Annotated in this window: 15 protein-coding genes and 1 tRNA gene; all 16 read right to left on the reverse strand. The window is 56.9% G+C overall.

The genetic code is table 11. From position 1 onward, the window contains the following. Positions 1-25 precede the first annotated feature (25 nt). Entirely contained in the window at positions 26-688 is a 663-nt protein-coding gene (locus ACXAGA_RS03885) for a F0F1 ATP synthase subunit A (RefSeq protein ID WP_475116184.1), read from the reverse strand. Then, entirely contained in the window at positions 685-936 is a 252-nt protein-coding gene (locus ACXAGA_RS03890) for an ATP synthase subunit I (RefSeq protein WP_475116185.1), read from the reverse strand. Before ACXAGA_RS03890 ends, ACXAGA_RS03885 begins: the two co-directional genes overlap by 4 nt. Next, entirely contained in the window at positions 933-1,202 is a 270-nt protein-coding gene (locus ACXAGA_RS03895) for an AtpZ/AtpI family protein (protein ID WP_475116186.1), read from the reverse strand. The genes ACXAGA_RS03890 and ACXAGA_RS03895 overlap by 4 nt, the downstream gene beginning before the upstream one ends. Then, complete coding sequence (locus ACXAGA_RS03900) at positions 1,199-1,633, reverse strand: F0F1 ATP synthase subunit epsilon (RefSeq protein WP_475116187.1); 435 nt, start codon at positions 1,631-1,633, stop codon at positions 1,199-1,201. Before ACXAGA_RS03900 ends, ACXAGA_RS03895 begins: the two co-directional genes overlap by 4 nt. After that, the gene (gene atpD, locus ACXAGA_RS03905; protein WP_475116188.1) at positions 1,630-3,027 is read right to left on the reverse strand and encodes a F0F1 ATP synthase subunit beta; all 1,398 of its coding nucleotides are present in this window, start codon (positions 3,025-3,027) and stop codon (positions 1,630-1,632) included. Before atpD ends, ACXAGA_RS03900 begins: the two co-directional genes overlap by 4 nt. A 103-nt stretch (positions 3,028-3,130) precedes the next feature. Continuing rightward, on the reverse strand, positions 3,131-4,081 hold the full coding sequence (locus ACXAGA_RS03910) for an XdhC family protein (protein ID WP_475116189.1): 951 nt from the start codon (positions 4,079-4,081) through the stop codon (positions 3,131-3,133). Beyond that, positions 4,074-4,526, reverse strand: coding sequence for a CoxG family protein (locus ACXAGA_RS03915; protein ID WP_475116190.1), 453 nt, complete (start codon positions 4,524-4,526; stop codon positions 4,074-4,076). The genes ACXAGA_RS03910 and ACXAGA_RS03915 overlap by 8 nt, the downstream gene beginning before the upstream one ends. A 13-nt stretch (positions 4,527-4,539) precedes the next feature. Then, positions 4,540-5,214: a nucleotidyltransferase family protein gene (locus ACXAGA_RS03920; protein ID WP_475116191.1), complete on the reverse strand. Its 675-nt coding sequence runs from the start codon at positions 5,212-5,214 to the stop codon at positions 4,540-4,542. Beyond that, entirely contained in the window at positions 5,211-5,990 is a 780-nt protein-coding gene (locus tag ACXAGA_RS03925) for an XdhC family protein (RefSeq protein ID WP_475116192.1), read from the reverse strand. The genes ACXAGA_RS03920 and ACXAGA_RS03925 overlap by 4 nt, the downstream gene beginning before the upstream one ends. Next, entirely contained in the window at positions 5,987-7,165 is a 1,179-nt protein-coding gene (locus ACXAGA_RS03930; RefSeq protein WP_475116193.1) for a vWA domain-containing protein, read from the reverse strand. Before ACXAGA_RS03930 ends, ACXAGA_RS03925 begins: the two co-directional genes overlap by 4 nt. Then, on the reverse strand, positions 7,162-8,037 hold the full coding sequence (locus tag ACXAGA_RS03935; protein WP_475116194.1) for an AAA family ATPase: 876 nt from the start codon (positions 8,035-8,037) through the stop codon (positions 7,162-7,164). Before ACXAGA_RS03935 ends, ACXAGA_RS03930 begins: the two co-directional genes overlap by 4 nt. Before the next feature lie 54 nt (positions 8,038-8,091). After that, positions 8,092-10,518 (reverse strand): aerobic carbon-monoxide dehydrogenase large subunit, encoded by a 2,427-nt coding sequence (locus ACXAGA_RS03940; protein WP_475116195.1) that lies wholly within the window; start codon positions 10,516-10,518, stop codon positions 8,092-8,094. Continuing rightward, the gene (locus ACXAGA_RS03945) at positions 10,515-11,009 is read right to left on the reverse strand and encodes a (2Fe-2S)-binding protein (RefSeq protein ID WP_475116196.1); all 495 of its coding nucleotides are present in this window, start codon (positions 11,007-11,009) and stop codon (positions 10,515-10,517) included. The genes ACXAGA_RS03940 and ACXAGA_RS03945 overlap by 4 nt, the downstream gene beginning before the upstream one ends. A gap of 15 nt (positions 11,010-11,024) precedes the next feature. Next, the gene (locus ACXAGA_RS03950; protein ID WP_475116197.1) at positions 11,025-11,876 is read right to left on the reverse strand and encodes an FAD binding domain-containing protein; all 852 of its coding nucleotides are present in this window, start codon (positions 11,874-11,876) and stop codon (positions 11,025-11,027) included. 133 nt (positions 11,877-12,009) lie between these two features. Next, positions 12,010-13,095 carry an MHYT domain-containing protein gene (locus ACXAGA_RS03955; RefSeq protein ID WP_475116198.1) on the reverse strand — a complete coding sequence of 362 codons (1,086 nt, stop codon included), beginning with the start codon at positions 13,093-13,095 and terminating at the stop codon, positions 12,010-12,012. A gap of 43 nt (positions 13,096-13,138) precedes the next feature. Beyond that, positions 13,139-13,215: transfer RNA gene (locus ACXAGA_RS03960), tRNA-Met, on the reverse strand. Positions 13,216-13,356 lie beyond the last annotated feature (141 nt).

Below are 13,356 nucleotides of genomic sequence, written 5' to 3' on the forward strand. Positions count from 1 at the left end.
TGAATTCCCTTTGCTAAATGGTCTGTCATTTCGGCGTGACCGCCGAGCCGACAAAAACCAGAGCCAAAATCGCGAAAATATAGGCCTGAACAGCACCCGTCAGCAGGTCCAACGCCATGAATGGGATCGGAACCAGCAACCCCGCCAAGGACAAAACAATGCTGATGACGAAAACGCCGCTCATGACGTTGCCAAACAGACGAACCATCAACGAAAAATGTCGCGTGATTTGTTCCATGATATTTAACGGGATCATGACCCACGATGGTTTGGCAAAATTGCCCAACCAGCCACCAAAACCTTGGGCCCCGATGCCCCACCAAACGCTAAAGCCAAAGACCAAAAACGCCAGTGCCGCGTCGGTTTCCAAATGAGCGGTCGGTGGTTCGACACCCGGTATGATCGACGACCAATTCGCACATAGCACAAAGACCAACAGCGTTCCGATCAAACCGCGGTACCGCGCGGGATCACCTGAAATCGTCGCACGGATTTCGCTATCCAACGCCTCTACCAACAATTCCAAAACGGCCTGAATTGGTCCTGGCGTTGCGGACAGATTGCGCGACATCACCACACAGCCCAACGTCAGCACCGCCATGATGGCCCAGGTCGTCACGACAGACCGATGGATCGCAATGGGGCCCAGTTCAAATGCAACTGTCGAAACCAAAGGGCTGTCCATCATCGTGCCCCTTTCAAAACAATGAAACGGCCTGCCATGATCCCTGCCGCACCGGCGATCAACACGGTCCAACCTGCCAGCGCGCATAGCCATAAAAACGCGCCCAAAACGGCGAAACGGCCCAGCTGTAAAAACAGCCCCGCCATACGGCCTGCGACCAACAAATCCGTCACAAAAACCAACGACGCAAAATGCCCCCAGCCAACGCCTGTTCCAACAAGGCCCGCCAATATTACAAACATCACAGTCATTGATCACGCATCCATCGCAGTGCCATCCAAAAACCGATCCCCGCGCCCACCATCAAACAGGCCGCCGACATCATAATTCCTGTGTCCATCCATCGATCCAGACGCCCGCCGATGAACACGCCTGCCAAAATCGGCAGCACGATAATCCACCCTAACACGCCGATTTGGCCGAACCTGCGCGCCAACGAAGGTTCGGGATCTGCCCGCCCTGCGCGGTCGATTGCGTCGGCGCGCCGCGCGGCATCAATGGTGCGCTGGTCTTTCATTCGTGCCCCTCTAAACCCAAGGTATCGCCGCCATAGACCAACCCTTTCATCAAACTGCGGATCGCTTTGGCATGAAGCTGCGCCGAGCCGCTCCGACCCTGACGCGCTGCGTTGGCTAGATTGTCTTGCGCCGTGGCGACTTGATTTTGCAGGTCTGGCAAATGATCCCCGACCACCGCAAATCGGCAGGCAACTGATACCAGTTGGCCACCCGTGACGGTCAGAACGCCGCCCGTGACCACGCAATAGGTCCAGCCGGATTTTGGTGTTCGCCAGCGGATAACGCCCGCATCGATCACGGTGACAAAATCCGTGTGTCCCGCCTTGATCCCGAAATCACCTGAAGCATCCGCCGCCCGCACAGACGCGATCCCGTCAATCTCAGCAATGCGCTGTAGCGGCGTTACGATTTCCAACCTTAGCGCTGTCATGCTGCCCCCTTGCGGCGGCTCGCCTCGCGGTCTTTCGCTTCGTCAATTGTACCGATCATATAAAACGATCCTTCGGCCCAGTCGTCACAGGCTCCGTCGATGATCATCCGGCACCCGGCGATGGTGTCCGCGATATCGACGCTGCGTCCGGGCATGCCGGTGAATGGCGCGGCGACGAAAAACGGTTGAGTCAAGAACCGCTGCAGACGCCGCGCTCTGCCAACCATGAGCTGTTCGTCACGGCCCAATTCCTCTACCCCCAACAGCGCAATCACATCCCGCAGTTCTTCGTATTGTTCCATCAATCGCCGAACATCTGCCGCTGTCCGCGCATGGTCTGCGCCAATCACATCGGCATCCAGCAACACCGAATTGGTCCGGATCGGGTCCACGGCAGGATAAATGCCTTGCGATGCCAAATCCCGCGACAGAACGACAACACTGTCCATATGCGTACTGATCGCTGACACAGCGGGATCGGTAAAATCATCTGCAGGCACATAGACGGCTTCGATCGCGGTGATGGCGGCGTTCCCAGCGGATGAAATACGTTCGTGCAGCCCAGCCACTTCGGTATCCAGCGTCGGTTGGTACCCCACACGAGACGGCATGCGGCCCAACAGGCCAGACACTTCGGCGCCCGCCTGAACAAACCGAAACACGTTATCCATCAGCAATAACACATTTCGGTGGTCAACATCGCGGATGTATTCGGCGATCGACAGCGCCGTCATCGGCACACGCCAACGCGCGCCGGGCGGTTCGTTCATCTGCCCATAGACCAAAACCGTACGGTCCAATACGCCATAGTTTTTCATGTCATGCAGCATTTCATGACCTTCGCGCGACCGTTCGCCAACGCCGGCAAAGACGGAAACTCCATCATAGCCGCTCACCATTGCGTGGATAAGTTCGGTGACCAGAACCGTTTTGCCCACGCCCGCGCCCCCAAACAGAGCCGCCTTTCCTCCCTGCGCCATCGGTGCCAGCAAATCCAAAATCTTGATACCCGTTGAAAACACGTCAACCGACGCGCGGCTTTCGGACAGGTCTGGAACAGGTTGATGAATAGCCCGCATTGGCGTTTGGTCGGGCAAAGCGTCGCCGCCATCCCCGACGTGCCCCAGAACATTCAAAAGCCGCCCCAAAATAGCGGGTCCGACGGGGACTTTGATCGGCTCGTGTGTGACCTGAACGGATGATCGGCGCGAAATTCCTTGGGTGGGTTGCAGCGCAATCGCGCGGAACCGGTCCGCGCCCAGATGCGCCTGAACTTCGCAGGTTACATTCGCAGCATCGGCGTCAACGATGACAGCCGTCTCGATCGCGGGCAAATCACCGTCGCATTGAAAATCAATAACCGGACCTCGAACGGCAAGAACAGTTGCCACCATGTGCCGCCCCCATAGCAATACAGCGGCGCGATAACGCGGCGCCCGAATGGTTGCCTCCCGTCATCAGGTTATGCAACCACAGGCATCCGTCAATTGACTTGGATCATGATGCGCGGACTTTATCCGCAATTTCAGCCACCTTTATGGCGAATGGAAACGCTTCAGCCAGCTGCGCCATGGTTGATACCGCGATCAAGGGCGCTTGCCGCAAAGACGGAATCAGCCCGATAGGACCATGGATTCGCGCGATGTTTTGTGGGCTGATCCCTTTGGCTTTCAGGTATTCAATTCGGTTTGCATGGGTTCGCGTGCTGCCCAAACAGCCGATAAACCGCGCATTGCTATTAACCGCACGCAACAATAGCGCAGGTTCCCAGTCATGATCGTGAAACAGTGTTAGAAACCCACAGTGGGCATCGATGGCGATGTCAGGGATAGAATTTGGCGTGGTTAAAACCTGCTGCGACAGGCATTTAATATCAGCCAAATCTGCCAGATCGTCCTCTTGCGGGGTCAAAAGATGCAATTCGAAACCCGCGGCGAATGCCACGCGCGCGGTCGCCCGAAACACAGCGCCGCGCCCAGCTAAAATGAGCCGCGGTTTAGGGGCATACTGGAACGTTATGACGCGCTTCGATTGCGGACACTGAAATCGCAAATCAGCCTCGGCGCGCGATTGCATCGTATCAAGTGCCGACCGCAGCGCCTGCGCATCTGGGGATGGGTCCAACAGCAGCTCTAGCGATCCCCCGCATGGCAGCGTCAGATCCTTGAACGGGGATCCGTCCCCATACTGCAAACACATGGCAGGGCCGCCCGTTTCCAGCAATTCCAACGCCCGCAGACGGATATCGCTGTCGATGCAGCCATTGGACATATACCCGACCATAGCGCCGTTCTGGTCCACGATCGCCAACGACCCGACCTCGCGGGCGGCGCCACCTTTGATCGCAACCGACGTGACCAGGGCGAATTTCACACCCTGATCCAGCCGCTGAACCGCGGCCCGCAAGACGTCTTGCGGGTGTTCGGTATATGTAATCGCCTCAGGCAACTTTTTCCTCTTCCATCACTTCGGCAAAAGATTTGAAAAACTTCGCCGCCAGTTTTTTCGCCGTGCTTTGGATCAGGCGGCTGCCCAATTGGGCCAGTTTTCCACCAATCTCTGCTTTGGCATCATAGCGTAGAATTGTTTCATCCCCATCCGCAATCAAGGTGACGTCGGCCCCGCCTTTGGCGTGGCCCGCTGCGCCGCCATTTCCCGTACCTGTTAACGAAAACTGATCGGGTGCGCCTTCGGTGTTCAATTCCACATTCCCGCCAAAGCGCGCTTTGACCGGTCCGACCTTTAGCAGGACTTTGGCCTCTAGTTCGGTATCCGAATGTTTAATCAATTCTTCGCATCCGGGGATACATTTTTGCAGGATTTCGGGGTCATTCAACGCAGCGTAAACCTGATCTTTAGGTGCCGAGATTCTGATTTCGTCTGACAGTTCCATTGATGGTCCTTTCTTAACAACAAGGAAATTTGATACGCGCCAGCTGATCCGCTTGATCTGGCGACAGTGAAAACAACCGCTTTATCCGGCCCATGATTGGGGTGCGGCGGTGGAATGCATAAGATTCTGGGGTGTCGATATCGGTGAAAAACCCGTCCGATTGCATCGGTATGCGGGTCACCAAATGTGGATTGTCATTGATGAATTTGCGGCACCCTGGACGCGCTTTGTCCGCTGCGATCAGGGCACGCATCGGCGCAGGAATGATCGTTGGATTGCCGCGTTCATCGCCGCGAACCGCAAAAGCGATCTTTGACGTATCTGTAATTTGATAGGCCGTCATCAAATCACTTAGCGCCGAGGCGGTCAGCAACGGCTGATCCCCCAACCCCATCAACGTCGCATCGGCATCGCTGGGAATGGCAAGGCCGGCCATAACCGATGATTGCTGTCCGTCGGCAAAGCGTGGGTTATGATGAAATTGAACAGGCAATCCATTTAGCGCTGCCTGAACCAAGTCAGATTCAAATCCCGTCACGACCGTAATGTTCGGCCCGACGGAATCCAGATAGGTTTGCACAACGCGCCTGATAATCGGGACGCCATGCCAATCCATCAGCAACTTATTCTGCGCCCCCATCCGCAGCGACAGACCCGCTGCCAAAATAATCGCATCGAACCGCATCATGCCGACACCTGCGTTTTCACGGCGCGGCGGACGGCGGTCAGTTCTGCCATTATCGACAAAGCAATCTCTTCGGGGGTGACTGCACCGATGTCCAAACCAGCGGGCGCACGAACGGACCCGATTTGGTCCTGATGAATGCCATCGGCCGCCAATTTATCCGAAAGCGCCGCATATTTTCTGTGAGACCCGACAAAGGAAATGTGCCGAGGCTGCGCGGCAATCGCCTCTTTCAAGGCGGGTAAATCACCTTGGCCTTGGGTTGCGATCACGATGGCCGTCAAACGACCGTTGCAATCATCCGGCACTGTTTCTGCCACGGTCCACGCGAATTGAGGGCCTAATTTCGCCAAAGCGTGCGCCACTGGGGATGCGCCCAAAATCACCAGCATCGGCTGGGGCAAACAGGGTTCGATAAATACATCAATCGTACCGCGGGATGGGCATCCGTTACGCGCATAGGTCACGCCATCCGCATTGGTTCCTGCAGCCACGCCTTTGGCGGCTAATTCATCTTCGGGGGCGACCGAAATCAACTGAGGTTGCCCCGTTTCAAATGCAGCCAATGCCGCGCGTTTGACCGCGCCCCTTGTGCAGCCGCCACCCAAAAAACCCTGCAAAATGGTGCCGTCTGCCGCGATCAAAGCCCGCGCACCAGGTTTGGCCGCCGTCGCGCCCGCCGTCCGAACAATCGTCGCAAACGCAAACGGTTGGGCATTCGCCCTTAGGCGCGATGCCTCTTTCGCCAGATCGTCTGATAAAACTTCTGCTGGGGTCATAGGCGGCTCACCTCTGTTTCCAATGCGGCCAAATCGGCCAAAGTGTTTGCGGCGCAAAACAGGTCCAGATGCGGCAGCGCCGCCGACATGCCCGCGCTGACAGGTTCGTAATCGCGCCACCCTTTCAGCGGGTTCAGCCAAATGATGCGACATCCGCGTTTGCGCAGGGCAGCCAATGCCGTGCCAACCTGATCTGCAGGGTCCGTGTCATAGCCATCGGACATGATCAGAACCACGGTGCGGCCATCCACAAAACGGCGGGCGTATGTCTGGCTGAATTGCGTCAGGCACGCCCCGATTTTGGACCCGCCGCCGAACCCGTCGGCCATCAGGGATAGGCGGCCAATCGCGCGCATGGCGTCTTTGTCGCGCAAAGCCTCGGTTATGCGGACAAGGCGGGTGTGAAACAGATAAGCGTCCGATTTGGGATCACAGCGCATCATGCCCGCGATAAAGGCCAGAAACACCTGCGCGTAGACGGACATGGACCCCGACACATCACAGATCGCGACGATTTTGCGGTCGCGATCCGGGCGCTTTTTACGGAACAGGTGCAAAGGTTCCCCGCCTGCGGACAACGACCGACGGATCGTTTTGCGGAAATCCAGCCCCGCGCCTTTGCGGGCGGCGATGCGGCGGCGAGACCGGCGATCCCGCATGGCCTGCCCTAGCCGCCGCGCGACCTCTTCTGCTTCGGCGATGTCTTCGGCGCGGACCAATTCGCGCAGATCACGGCGCGACAGGTTGCGGATATCGGTGGCGATCAATTTGCCTTCGCCGTCACTGTCGGCTTCGCCTTGGCCTGTGTCTGCGGCGTTTGCCTGCCCGCCGCTGTCGTTGGTTTCGCCTTTGGCATCGCGGGACGAATGCATGCTGTCACTGCCCGTGTTCTGGGTCGGGATCGTTTTGGTCCGCACGCGGCCCATATCCATCCAAAAGGCGTCAAACAGCGCATCGAACCGCTGAGCGTCATCTTTACACCCCGTACAAACCGCACGCAGCGCGGCGCGGGCCACGTCAGGGCACGCGGCGTCAACCTGCGCCAGCGCCGCCAGCGCCGCATCGGTTTCAGCCGCACCGATACGCAGACCATTCGCACGCAAATGCGCCATAAACCCCGCCATCCGCGAAGCTGGACCCGGATCACGGGCCGCGAATTTCGTCACGCGGCTCATGCGGCTTTCCCCGCGATGCGTGCGGTGACTTCGGGTGTGATTTGGGCACGGTCGGATTGCGTTTTCAGCAATGTCGCCATCGTCGCCTGCAATGCGGCAGGATCATGCGTCAGGTCCGCAATCCCCAGCCCCATCAAAGCGGCCGCGAAATCCAGCATTTCTGCAATACCGGGGGTCTTTTCCAGATCCTCTTTGCGCAGAGCCTGAACAAATCCGACGATCTGTTCGGCCAGATGCGTTTCGACATCCGCGCAACGCGCCCGCAAAATCGCAAGTTCGGTCGCAGCGTCAGGATAATCGACATAGGCAAACAAACACCGACGGCGCAGCGCGTCTGACAGATCACGGGTGCCGTTGGATGTCAGGATCACAATCGGTTTGCTGGTCGCCGTGACCGTGCCCAATTCAGGGATGCTGATCTGAAAATCGGATAGGATTTCCAGCAAGAACGCTTCGAATTCTTCGTCGGCGCGGTCGATTTCGTCGATCAGCAATACGGGCGGCACGTCTTGCGTGATCGCCTGTAATAGGGGGCGTTCCAGCAGGTAGTCGCGGGAAAATATGCGATCTTCGACCGTTTTACCGGCCTCGCCTGCCTCTGATGCGGCGCGGATTGCCAGTAGCTGGCGTTGGTAATTCCATTCATAGATGGCTTGGGATGCGTCCAAACCTTCGTAGCATTGCAAACGGATCAGGGACGTGTCGCGCACAGCCGATAAAACCCGCGCGATTTCGGTTTTGCCGACGCCCGCGGCGCCCTCTAGCAGCAAGGGTCGGCCAAGCGATAGCGCCAGATGCAGCGCAACCGCCAGATCATCCGAGGCCACATAATCCTGTTCCGCCAAAGCAGTTTTGAGATCAGTCCAAGTCATATCAAAATCCGATGCATCAGGGCGCGCACAAAGCCGCGCGCGCCCGATTTGCGATCAGCCGTGCAGGCCCAGTTCGTTCGCGGTTTTCCAAATCCGCCAATGATCATGCGGCATGTGCGTGTGGCGCAAGCCAAAGGCACGGAACGCATCGTTCACAGCGTTTGAGAAACATGGAACGCCGCCCACATGGGGGCTTTCGCCGACGCCTTTGGCACCGATTGGGTGGTGCGGGCTGGGGGTCACGGTGTGGTCGGTTTCGTAGTTGGGCACTTCCCACGCGGTCGGCAGGAAGAAATCCATCAACGTCCCCGTTTTGACGTTGCCCATGTCGTCATAGGCGATTTCCTGCCCCAAGGCGACGGCCAACGCTTCGGTCAGACCGCCATGCACCTGACCTTCGATGATCATCGGGTTGATGCGCGTGCCGCAGTCATCCAACGCATAGAAACGGCGGATGTCTGTGACGCCCGTATCAACGTCAATGTCCATGACACAGATATAGGCCCCGAACGGATAGGTCATGTTGGGCGGGTCATAATAGCTGACTGCCTCTAGCCCTGGTTCGATCCCCGGGATGGCCTGATTATAGGCGGCAAAGGCGATTTCCTTCATCGTCTTGAACTTTTCAGGCGCACCTTTGACGACGAACCGGTCCACATCGAATTCCACGTCATCGTCGTGGACCTCTAGCAGGTAGGCCGCGATCATCTGGGCCTTGGCGCGGATTTTGCGCCCTGCCATGGCCGTCGCCGCACCCGCAACTGGGGTAGACCGCGATCCATAGGTGCCCAGACCATAAGGCGCGGTATCTGTGTCGCCTTCTTCGATCGTGATGCTATCGGCGGGTAGACCGATTTCCGTTGCCAAAATCTGGGCAAAGGTGGTTGCGTGACCCTGACCTTGGGAAATGGTGCCCAGACGTGCGATGGCCGATCCCGTTGGGTGGATACGGATTTCACAGCTGTCGAACATACCCAAACCTAGGATGTCACAGTTTTTCACAGGCCCCGCGCCAACGATTTCGGTAAAGTGAGTCAGGCCGATCCCCATCAGCTTGCGTGTTTTACCCGCTTTGAAATCTTCGACACGTTGGGCCTGCTCGGCGCGCAGGCCATCATAGTCCACTGCCTTGAGCGCCTTGTCCCATGCGGTATGATAGTCACCGCTGTCATATTCCCAGCCTAATGCGGCCTTATATGGGAACTGGTCCTTTCTGATGAAATTGATGCGGCGCAGTTCGGCAGCATCCATGTTCAGTTCAATCGCCAGCACTTCGATCATGCGTTCGATGAAATAAACAGCTTCGGTCACGCGGAACGAACAGCGATAGCTGACCCCGCCCGGTGCCTTGTTCGTGTAGACACCATCCACCGCCAGATAGGCCGTTGGGATGTCGTACGAACCTGTACAGATGTTCATGAACCCTGCAGGGAATTTGGTCGGGTCGGCGCAGGCATCAAATCCGCCGTGGTCTGCGGTCACATGGCACCATAGGCCGGTAATTTTACCCTCTGGCGTCGCGGCGATTTTGCCTTTCATCCAGTAATCGCGGGCAAAGGCCGTGGTCATCAGGTTTTCCATGCGGTCTTCGATCCATTTGACGGGCACACCCGTCACGATCGAGGCCACAACCGAACACACATATCCGGGATATGCGCCCACTTTGTTGCCAAAGCCGCCGCCGATATCAGGCGATACAACACGGATGTTATGTTCTTCGATACCCGAAATCAGGCTGACAACCGTGCGGATCGCATGGGGCGCTTGGAACGTGCCATATAGCGTCAGTTTGCCGTTCACCTTGTCCATCGATGCAACGCAGCCGCAGGTTTCCAGCGGGCATGGGTGCGTACGGTGGTAGTACATGGTTTCTTCGGCAACGACGGCCGCGTCCGATACGACCTGTTCGGTCGCGTCTTTTTCGCCCACTTCCCATGTAAAGATATGGTTGTGGTGTTTGCGCGGTCCATGCGCGCCGTCAGGCAGGCTTCCGTCTTCGGCAACCAGATCTTCGCGTAGGACGGTGTCGGATTTCAGTGCCTCGAACGGATCAACGACCACGGGCAGTTCTTCGTATTCGACATCGACCAGTTCGACAGCATCCGCCGCGATATAGCGGTCTTTGGCGACGACATAGGCGACCTCTTGGCCCTGAAACAGAACCTTGCCATCGGCCAGAACCATCTGTTTGTCGCCTGCCAGCGTCGGCATCCAATGCAGACCCAGCGGACGCAGGTCCTCCGCCGTTAGAACTGCAACAACGCCGTCCAGCGCCATAGCGCGATCTGTGTTGATCGATTTGATCCGAGCATGCGCATAAGGCGACCGAACGAAATCGCCAAACAACATGCCCGGCAGTTTGATATCGTCGACATAGTTGCCTTTGCCTTGGGTGAAACGCGCATCTTCGACGCGTTTGCGTTTGCAGCCCATGCCGCCCAGTGCTTCGGTGCGTTCTTCGCGAGTGATTTCCTTGTTCATTCTGCTGCCTCCTGTGCGGAGTTAAGTTCAGCCGCAGCCGCAAGGATCGATTTCACAATGTTCTGATATCCGGTGCAGCGGCACAGATTACCCGCCATGCCAAAGCGGACTTCCTCTTCGGATGGGTTCGGGTTTTCCTCTAACAATTTCGACGCGCGGGTGATCATCCCAGGCGTACAGAACCCGCATTGCAGACCATGGTTTTCTTTGAACGCGCGCTGTAGGACGTGCAGGTTGTCGGGGCTGCCCAACCCTTCGATCGTGGTGACATCCGCGCCATCGGCTTGGGCCACGAACATGGTGCAGGATTTCACTGATTTGCCATTCACGGTGACCGTGCAGGCCCCGCAATGCGATGTTTCGCACCCGATGTGCGGGCCCGTGATGTTCAGGCGTTCGCGCAGGGTGTGGATAAGCAATTCACGCGGTTCGGCCAGAAACTCCTCTTCTTGGCCATTTACCGTCAGTTTGATGTGCATTTTCTTCGCCATATCGTCCTCCTCCGATTACGCGCGGGACCAAGCACGAGCGATAGCTCGGCGTAGGATCACAGCAGCTGCATGGCGTTTGAATTCGATGGGGCCACGGTTGTCTTCGGTCGGATCGATATCGCCCAGCATCGCGGCGACTGCGGCCTCGATTGCGGCGTCATCGACTGACGTTCCAACCAGCGCGGCGCCGGCATCTTCGGAATAGATCGGCGTGTCGCTTAGGTTCGTCATCGCAATGGATGCCGAAGCGCACGTATCGCCGTCTTTGACGATCTGAACAGCCGCTGCAGCGGTCGCATAGTCGCCGATTTTCCGTTTCTGTTTTTCATAGGCGTAACCGCCTTGCGGTTTGTCGAAACGGACCTGCGTCAGCACCTCTTCGTCTTCGCGGTCGGTCATATAGGCGGCTTCATAAAAATCGCGCGCTGCGACCTCGCGTTCGCCGTCTGGCCCGATCAGGGTGTAAATGGCATTCAGGCATTGCATCAAACCGGGCATGTCATTGCCGGGATCGCCATTCGCAACATTGCCGCCGACCGTTCCCATATAGCGCACTTGCGGATCCGCAATTTGCAGCGATGCCTCGCGCATGATCGGAGCCGCCGTTGCCAGCGCGTCGTTGTCGATGATGTGGTGTTGGGTCACCATCGCGCCAATGGTGATCGTTTCGCCGACCGAAATGCTGTTCAGGCCCTCAACGTCCTGAAGATCGATCAAATGCGGAATGTCAGCCATCCGCAATTTCATCATGGGAATTAAACTGTGACCGCCAGCTAAAACTCGCGCGTCGTCGCCATGCTCTTGTAACACGGCCAGCACGCCTTCCATGTCCTTTGGACGATGGTATTCAAACGCACCTGGAATCATTGCCTCTCCTCCCTAAGCGATGTTCTGGGTAGGATCAGGCTGCATGCCACTGGATACCGCGGCACGCTAAAACAACTTATTTTCGCTTATTTTGCACGAAATGCGCCTCTGGGCGCACGAGTTGCGCCATGCCTTAGGCTAGCGCGTCTATCGTGTCCTTTAGATGCGACCGGCTGACGGGCACAGGGGGCACACCATCTACGCCGAAACGAATGCGTCCCTTGTCTTTGCCGCGTTCGAACTGCGCGACCTTTGCAGGGTTCACCAAATAGCTGCGGTGCACTTTGACAAAGCCGCCCTGCAGCAACCTCTTTGTCGCCTCGGTTATCGGCCAGCTACAGAAATAGGACGTATCGCCCGAATAGACTTGGGTGTAATGACCATCAGCGCGCACGAACAGGACGTCCTGCGGCGCGATAAACACCTTTGCCCCCTCTCGTTCACACGGGATCCTGCCTTGGGTCGTTTGCGCAACCGGGGCAATCGGCTGCGGCGTTTCCGTTGGCCCCGAACCGATAAACGTCGACCCGACCCATAAAAAGCCGCCGAACAGCACAAAGCTGGATAGGATCACGCCAATCGCCAAAACCTCGTTGCTGATAGACGGTCCAAATTCCACCACATCAGACACTGCGATAAAATTCGTGCCAGCCATCGCTAAGAAATGAACAGCGAACACAGCGACACCAAAACATAACGCGCCCGTTAATATGCTGCGATTTGTCCTTTTGCTGTAGGCGACGCCAAAGGCCAGAATGCAGAATAGGATCGATAGGATCGACGCGCCAATAACGCCGACAGGCGTATAAACCGCAGTGCACATCTGCATCCCCGCCATACCGACGTAATGCATTGCCAGAATGCCCAACCCAACAATCGTTCCTGCGGTCACGATGGTACCCGTTGTCCGTGTGCGGAAATGCAAAATCAACAGCGCGAAAGCGACCATCAAAATAGCAATCAAAGCAGACACCAGTGTGATCGCTGCATCATAATAGAACAGAATAGGCAGCTGCAGGCCTAGCATCCCAACGAAATGCATAGACCAGATACCACCACCCAAAGCGATCGACGCGAGCGCCACCGCCAGCTTTTTCTGAAGGACCGTTTTTTGGGATAATTCTTTGGTCAAAGTCAGACCAGTAGCGCCGGCTACCAACGCTACGATAAAGGACGTGGCAACCAGCCAAGGATTATGACCAATGTCGAGAAATAACATGAGCCAAATCTTGTATGATAACGTGTATGCAAGTCAAATGAATTGGTTGCGGGGGTAGGATTTGAACCTACGACCTTCAGGTTATGAGCCTGACGAGCTACCGGGCTGCTCCACCCCGCGATGGTTGTGCGGTTTGCACTGTTGCCAGTGTTTATTGATTACTGGCTGGTTATTTGTTCATCGTAGAGAGATTTTTGGTTTTTACTAGGTCTGGCGGTGACTTACTCTCCCACGTCTTAAGACGCAGTACCATCAGCGCGA

This window comes from Marivivens sp. ABH4_498 (genome assembly GCF_056160585.1).

Coding starts and splice junctions, on each gene's coding strand:
- ACXAGA_RS03885 (WP_475116184.1), bottom strand. CDS start 688: ATGATGGACAGCCCTTTGGTTTCGACAGTTGCATTTGAACTGGGCCCC.
- ACXAGA_RS03890 (WP_475116185.1), bottom strand. CDS start 936: ATGACTGTGATGTTTGTAATATTGGCGGGCCTTGTTGGAACAGGCGTT.
- ACXAGA_RS03895 (WP_475116186.1), bottom strand. CDS start 1,202: ATGAAAGACCAGCGCACCATTGATGCCGCGCGGCGCGCCGACGCAATC.
- ACXAGA_RS03900 (WP_475116187.1), bottom strand. CDS start 1,633: ATGACAGCGCTAAGGTTGGAAATCGTAACGCCGCTACAGCGCATTGCT.
- atpD (WP_475116188.1), bottom strand. CDS start 3,027: ATGGTGGCAACTGTTCTTGCCGTTCGAGGTCCGGTTATTGATTTTCAA.
- ACXAGA_RS03915 (WP_475116190.1), bottom strand. CDS start 4,526: ATGGAACTGTCAGACGAAATCAGAATCTCGGCACCTAAAGATCAGGTT.
- ACXAGA_RS03920 (WP_475116191.1), bottom strand. CDS start 5,214: ATGATGCGGTTCGATGCGATTATTTTGGCAGCGGGTCTGTCGCTGCGG.
- ACXAGA_RS03925 (WP_475116192.1), bottom strand. CDS start 5,990: ATGACCCCAGCAGAAGTTTTATCAGACGATCTGGCGAAAGAGGCATCG.
- ACXAGA_RS03930 (WP_475116193.1), bottom strand. CDS start 7,165: ATGAGCCGCGTGACGAAATTCGCGGCCCGTGATCCGGGTCCAGCTTCG.
- ACXAGA_RS03935 (WP_475116194.1), bottom strand. CDS start 8,037: ATGACTTGGACTGATCTCAAAACTGCTTTGGCGGAACAGGATTATGTG.
- ACXAGA_RS03940 (WP_475116195.1), bottom strand. CDS start 10,518: ATGAACAAGGAAATCACTCGCGAAGAACGCACCGAAGCACTGGGCGGC.
- ACXAGA_RS03945 (WP_475116196.1), bottom strand. CDS start 11,009: ATGGCGAAGAAAATGCACATCAAACTGACGGTAAATGGCCAAGAAGAG.
- ACXAGA_RS03950 (WP_475116197.1), bottom strand. CDS start 11,876: ATGATTCCAGGTGCGTTTGAATACCATCGTCCAAAGGACATGGAAGGC.
- ACXAGA_RS03955 (WP_475116198.1), bottom strand. CDS start 13,095: ATGTTATTTCTCGACATTGGTCATAATCCTTGGCTGGTTGCCACGTCC.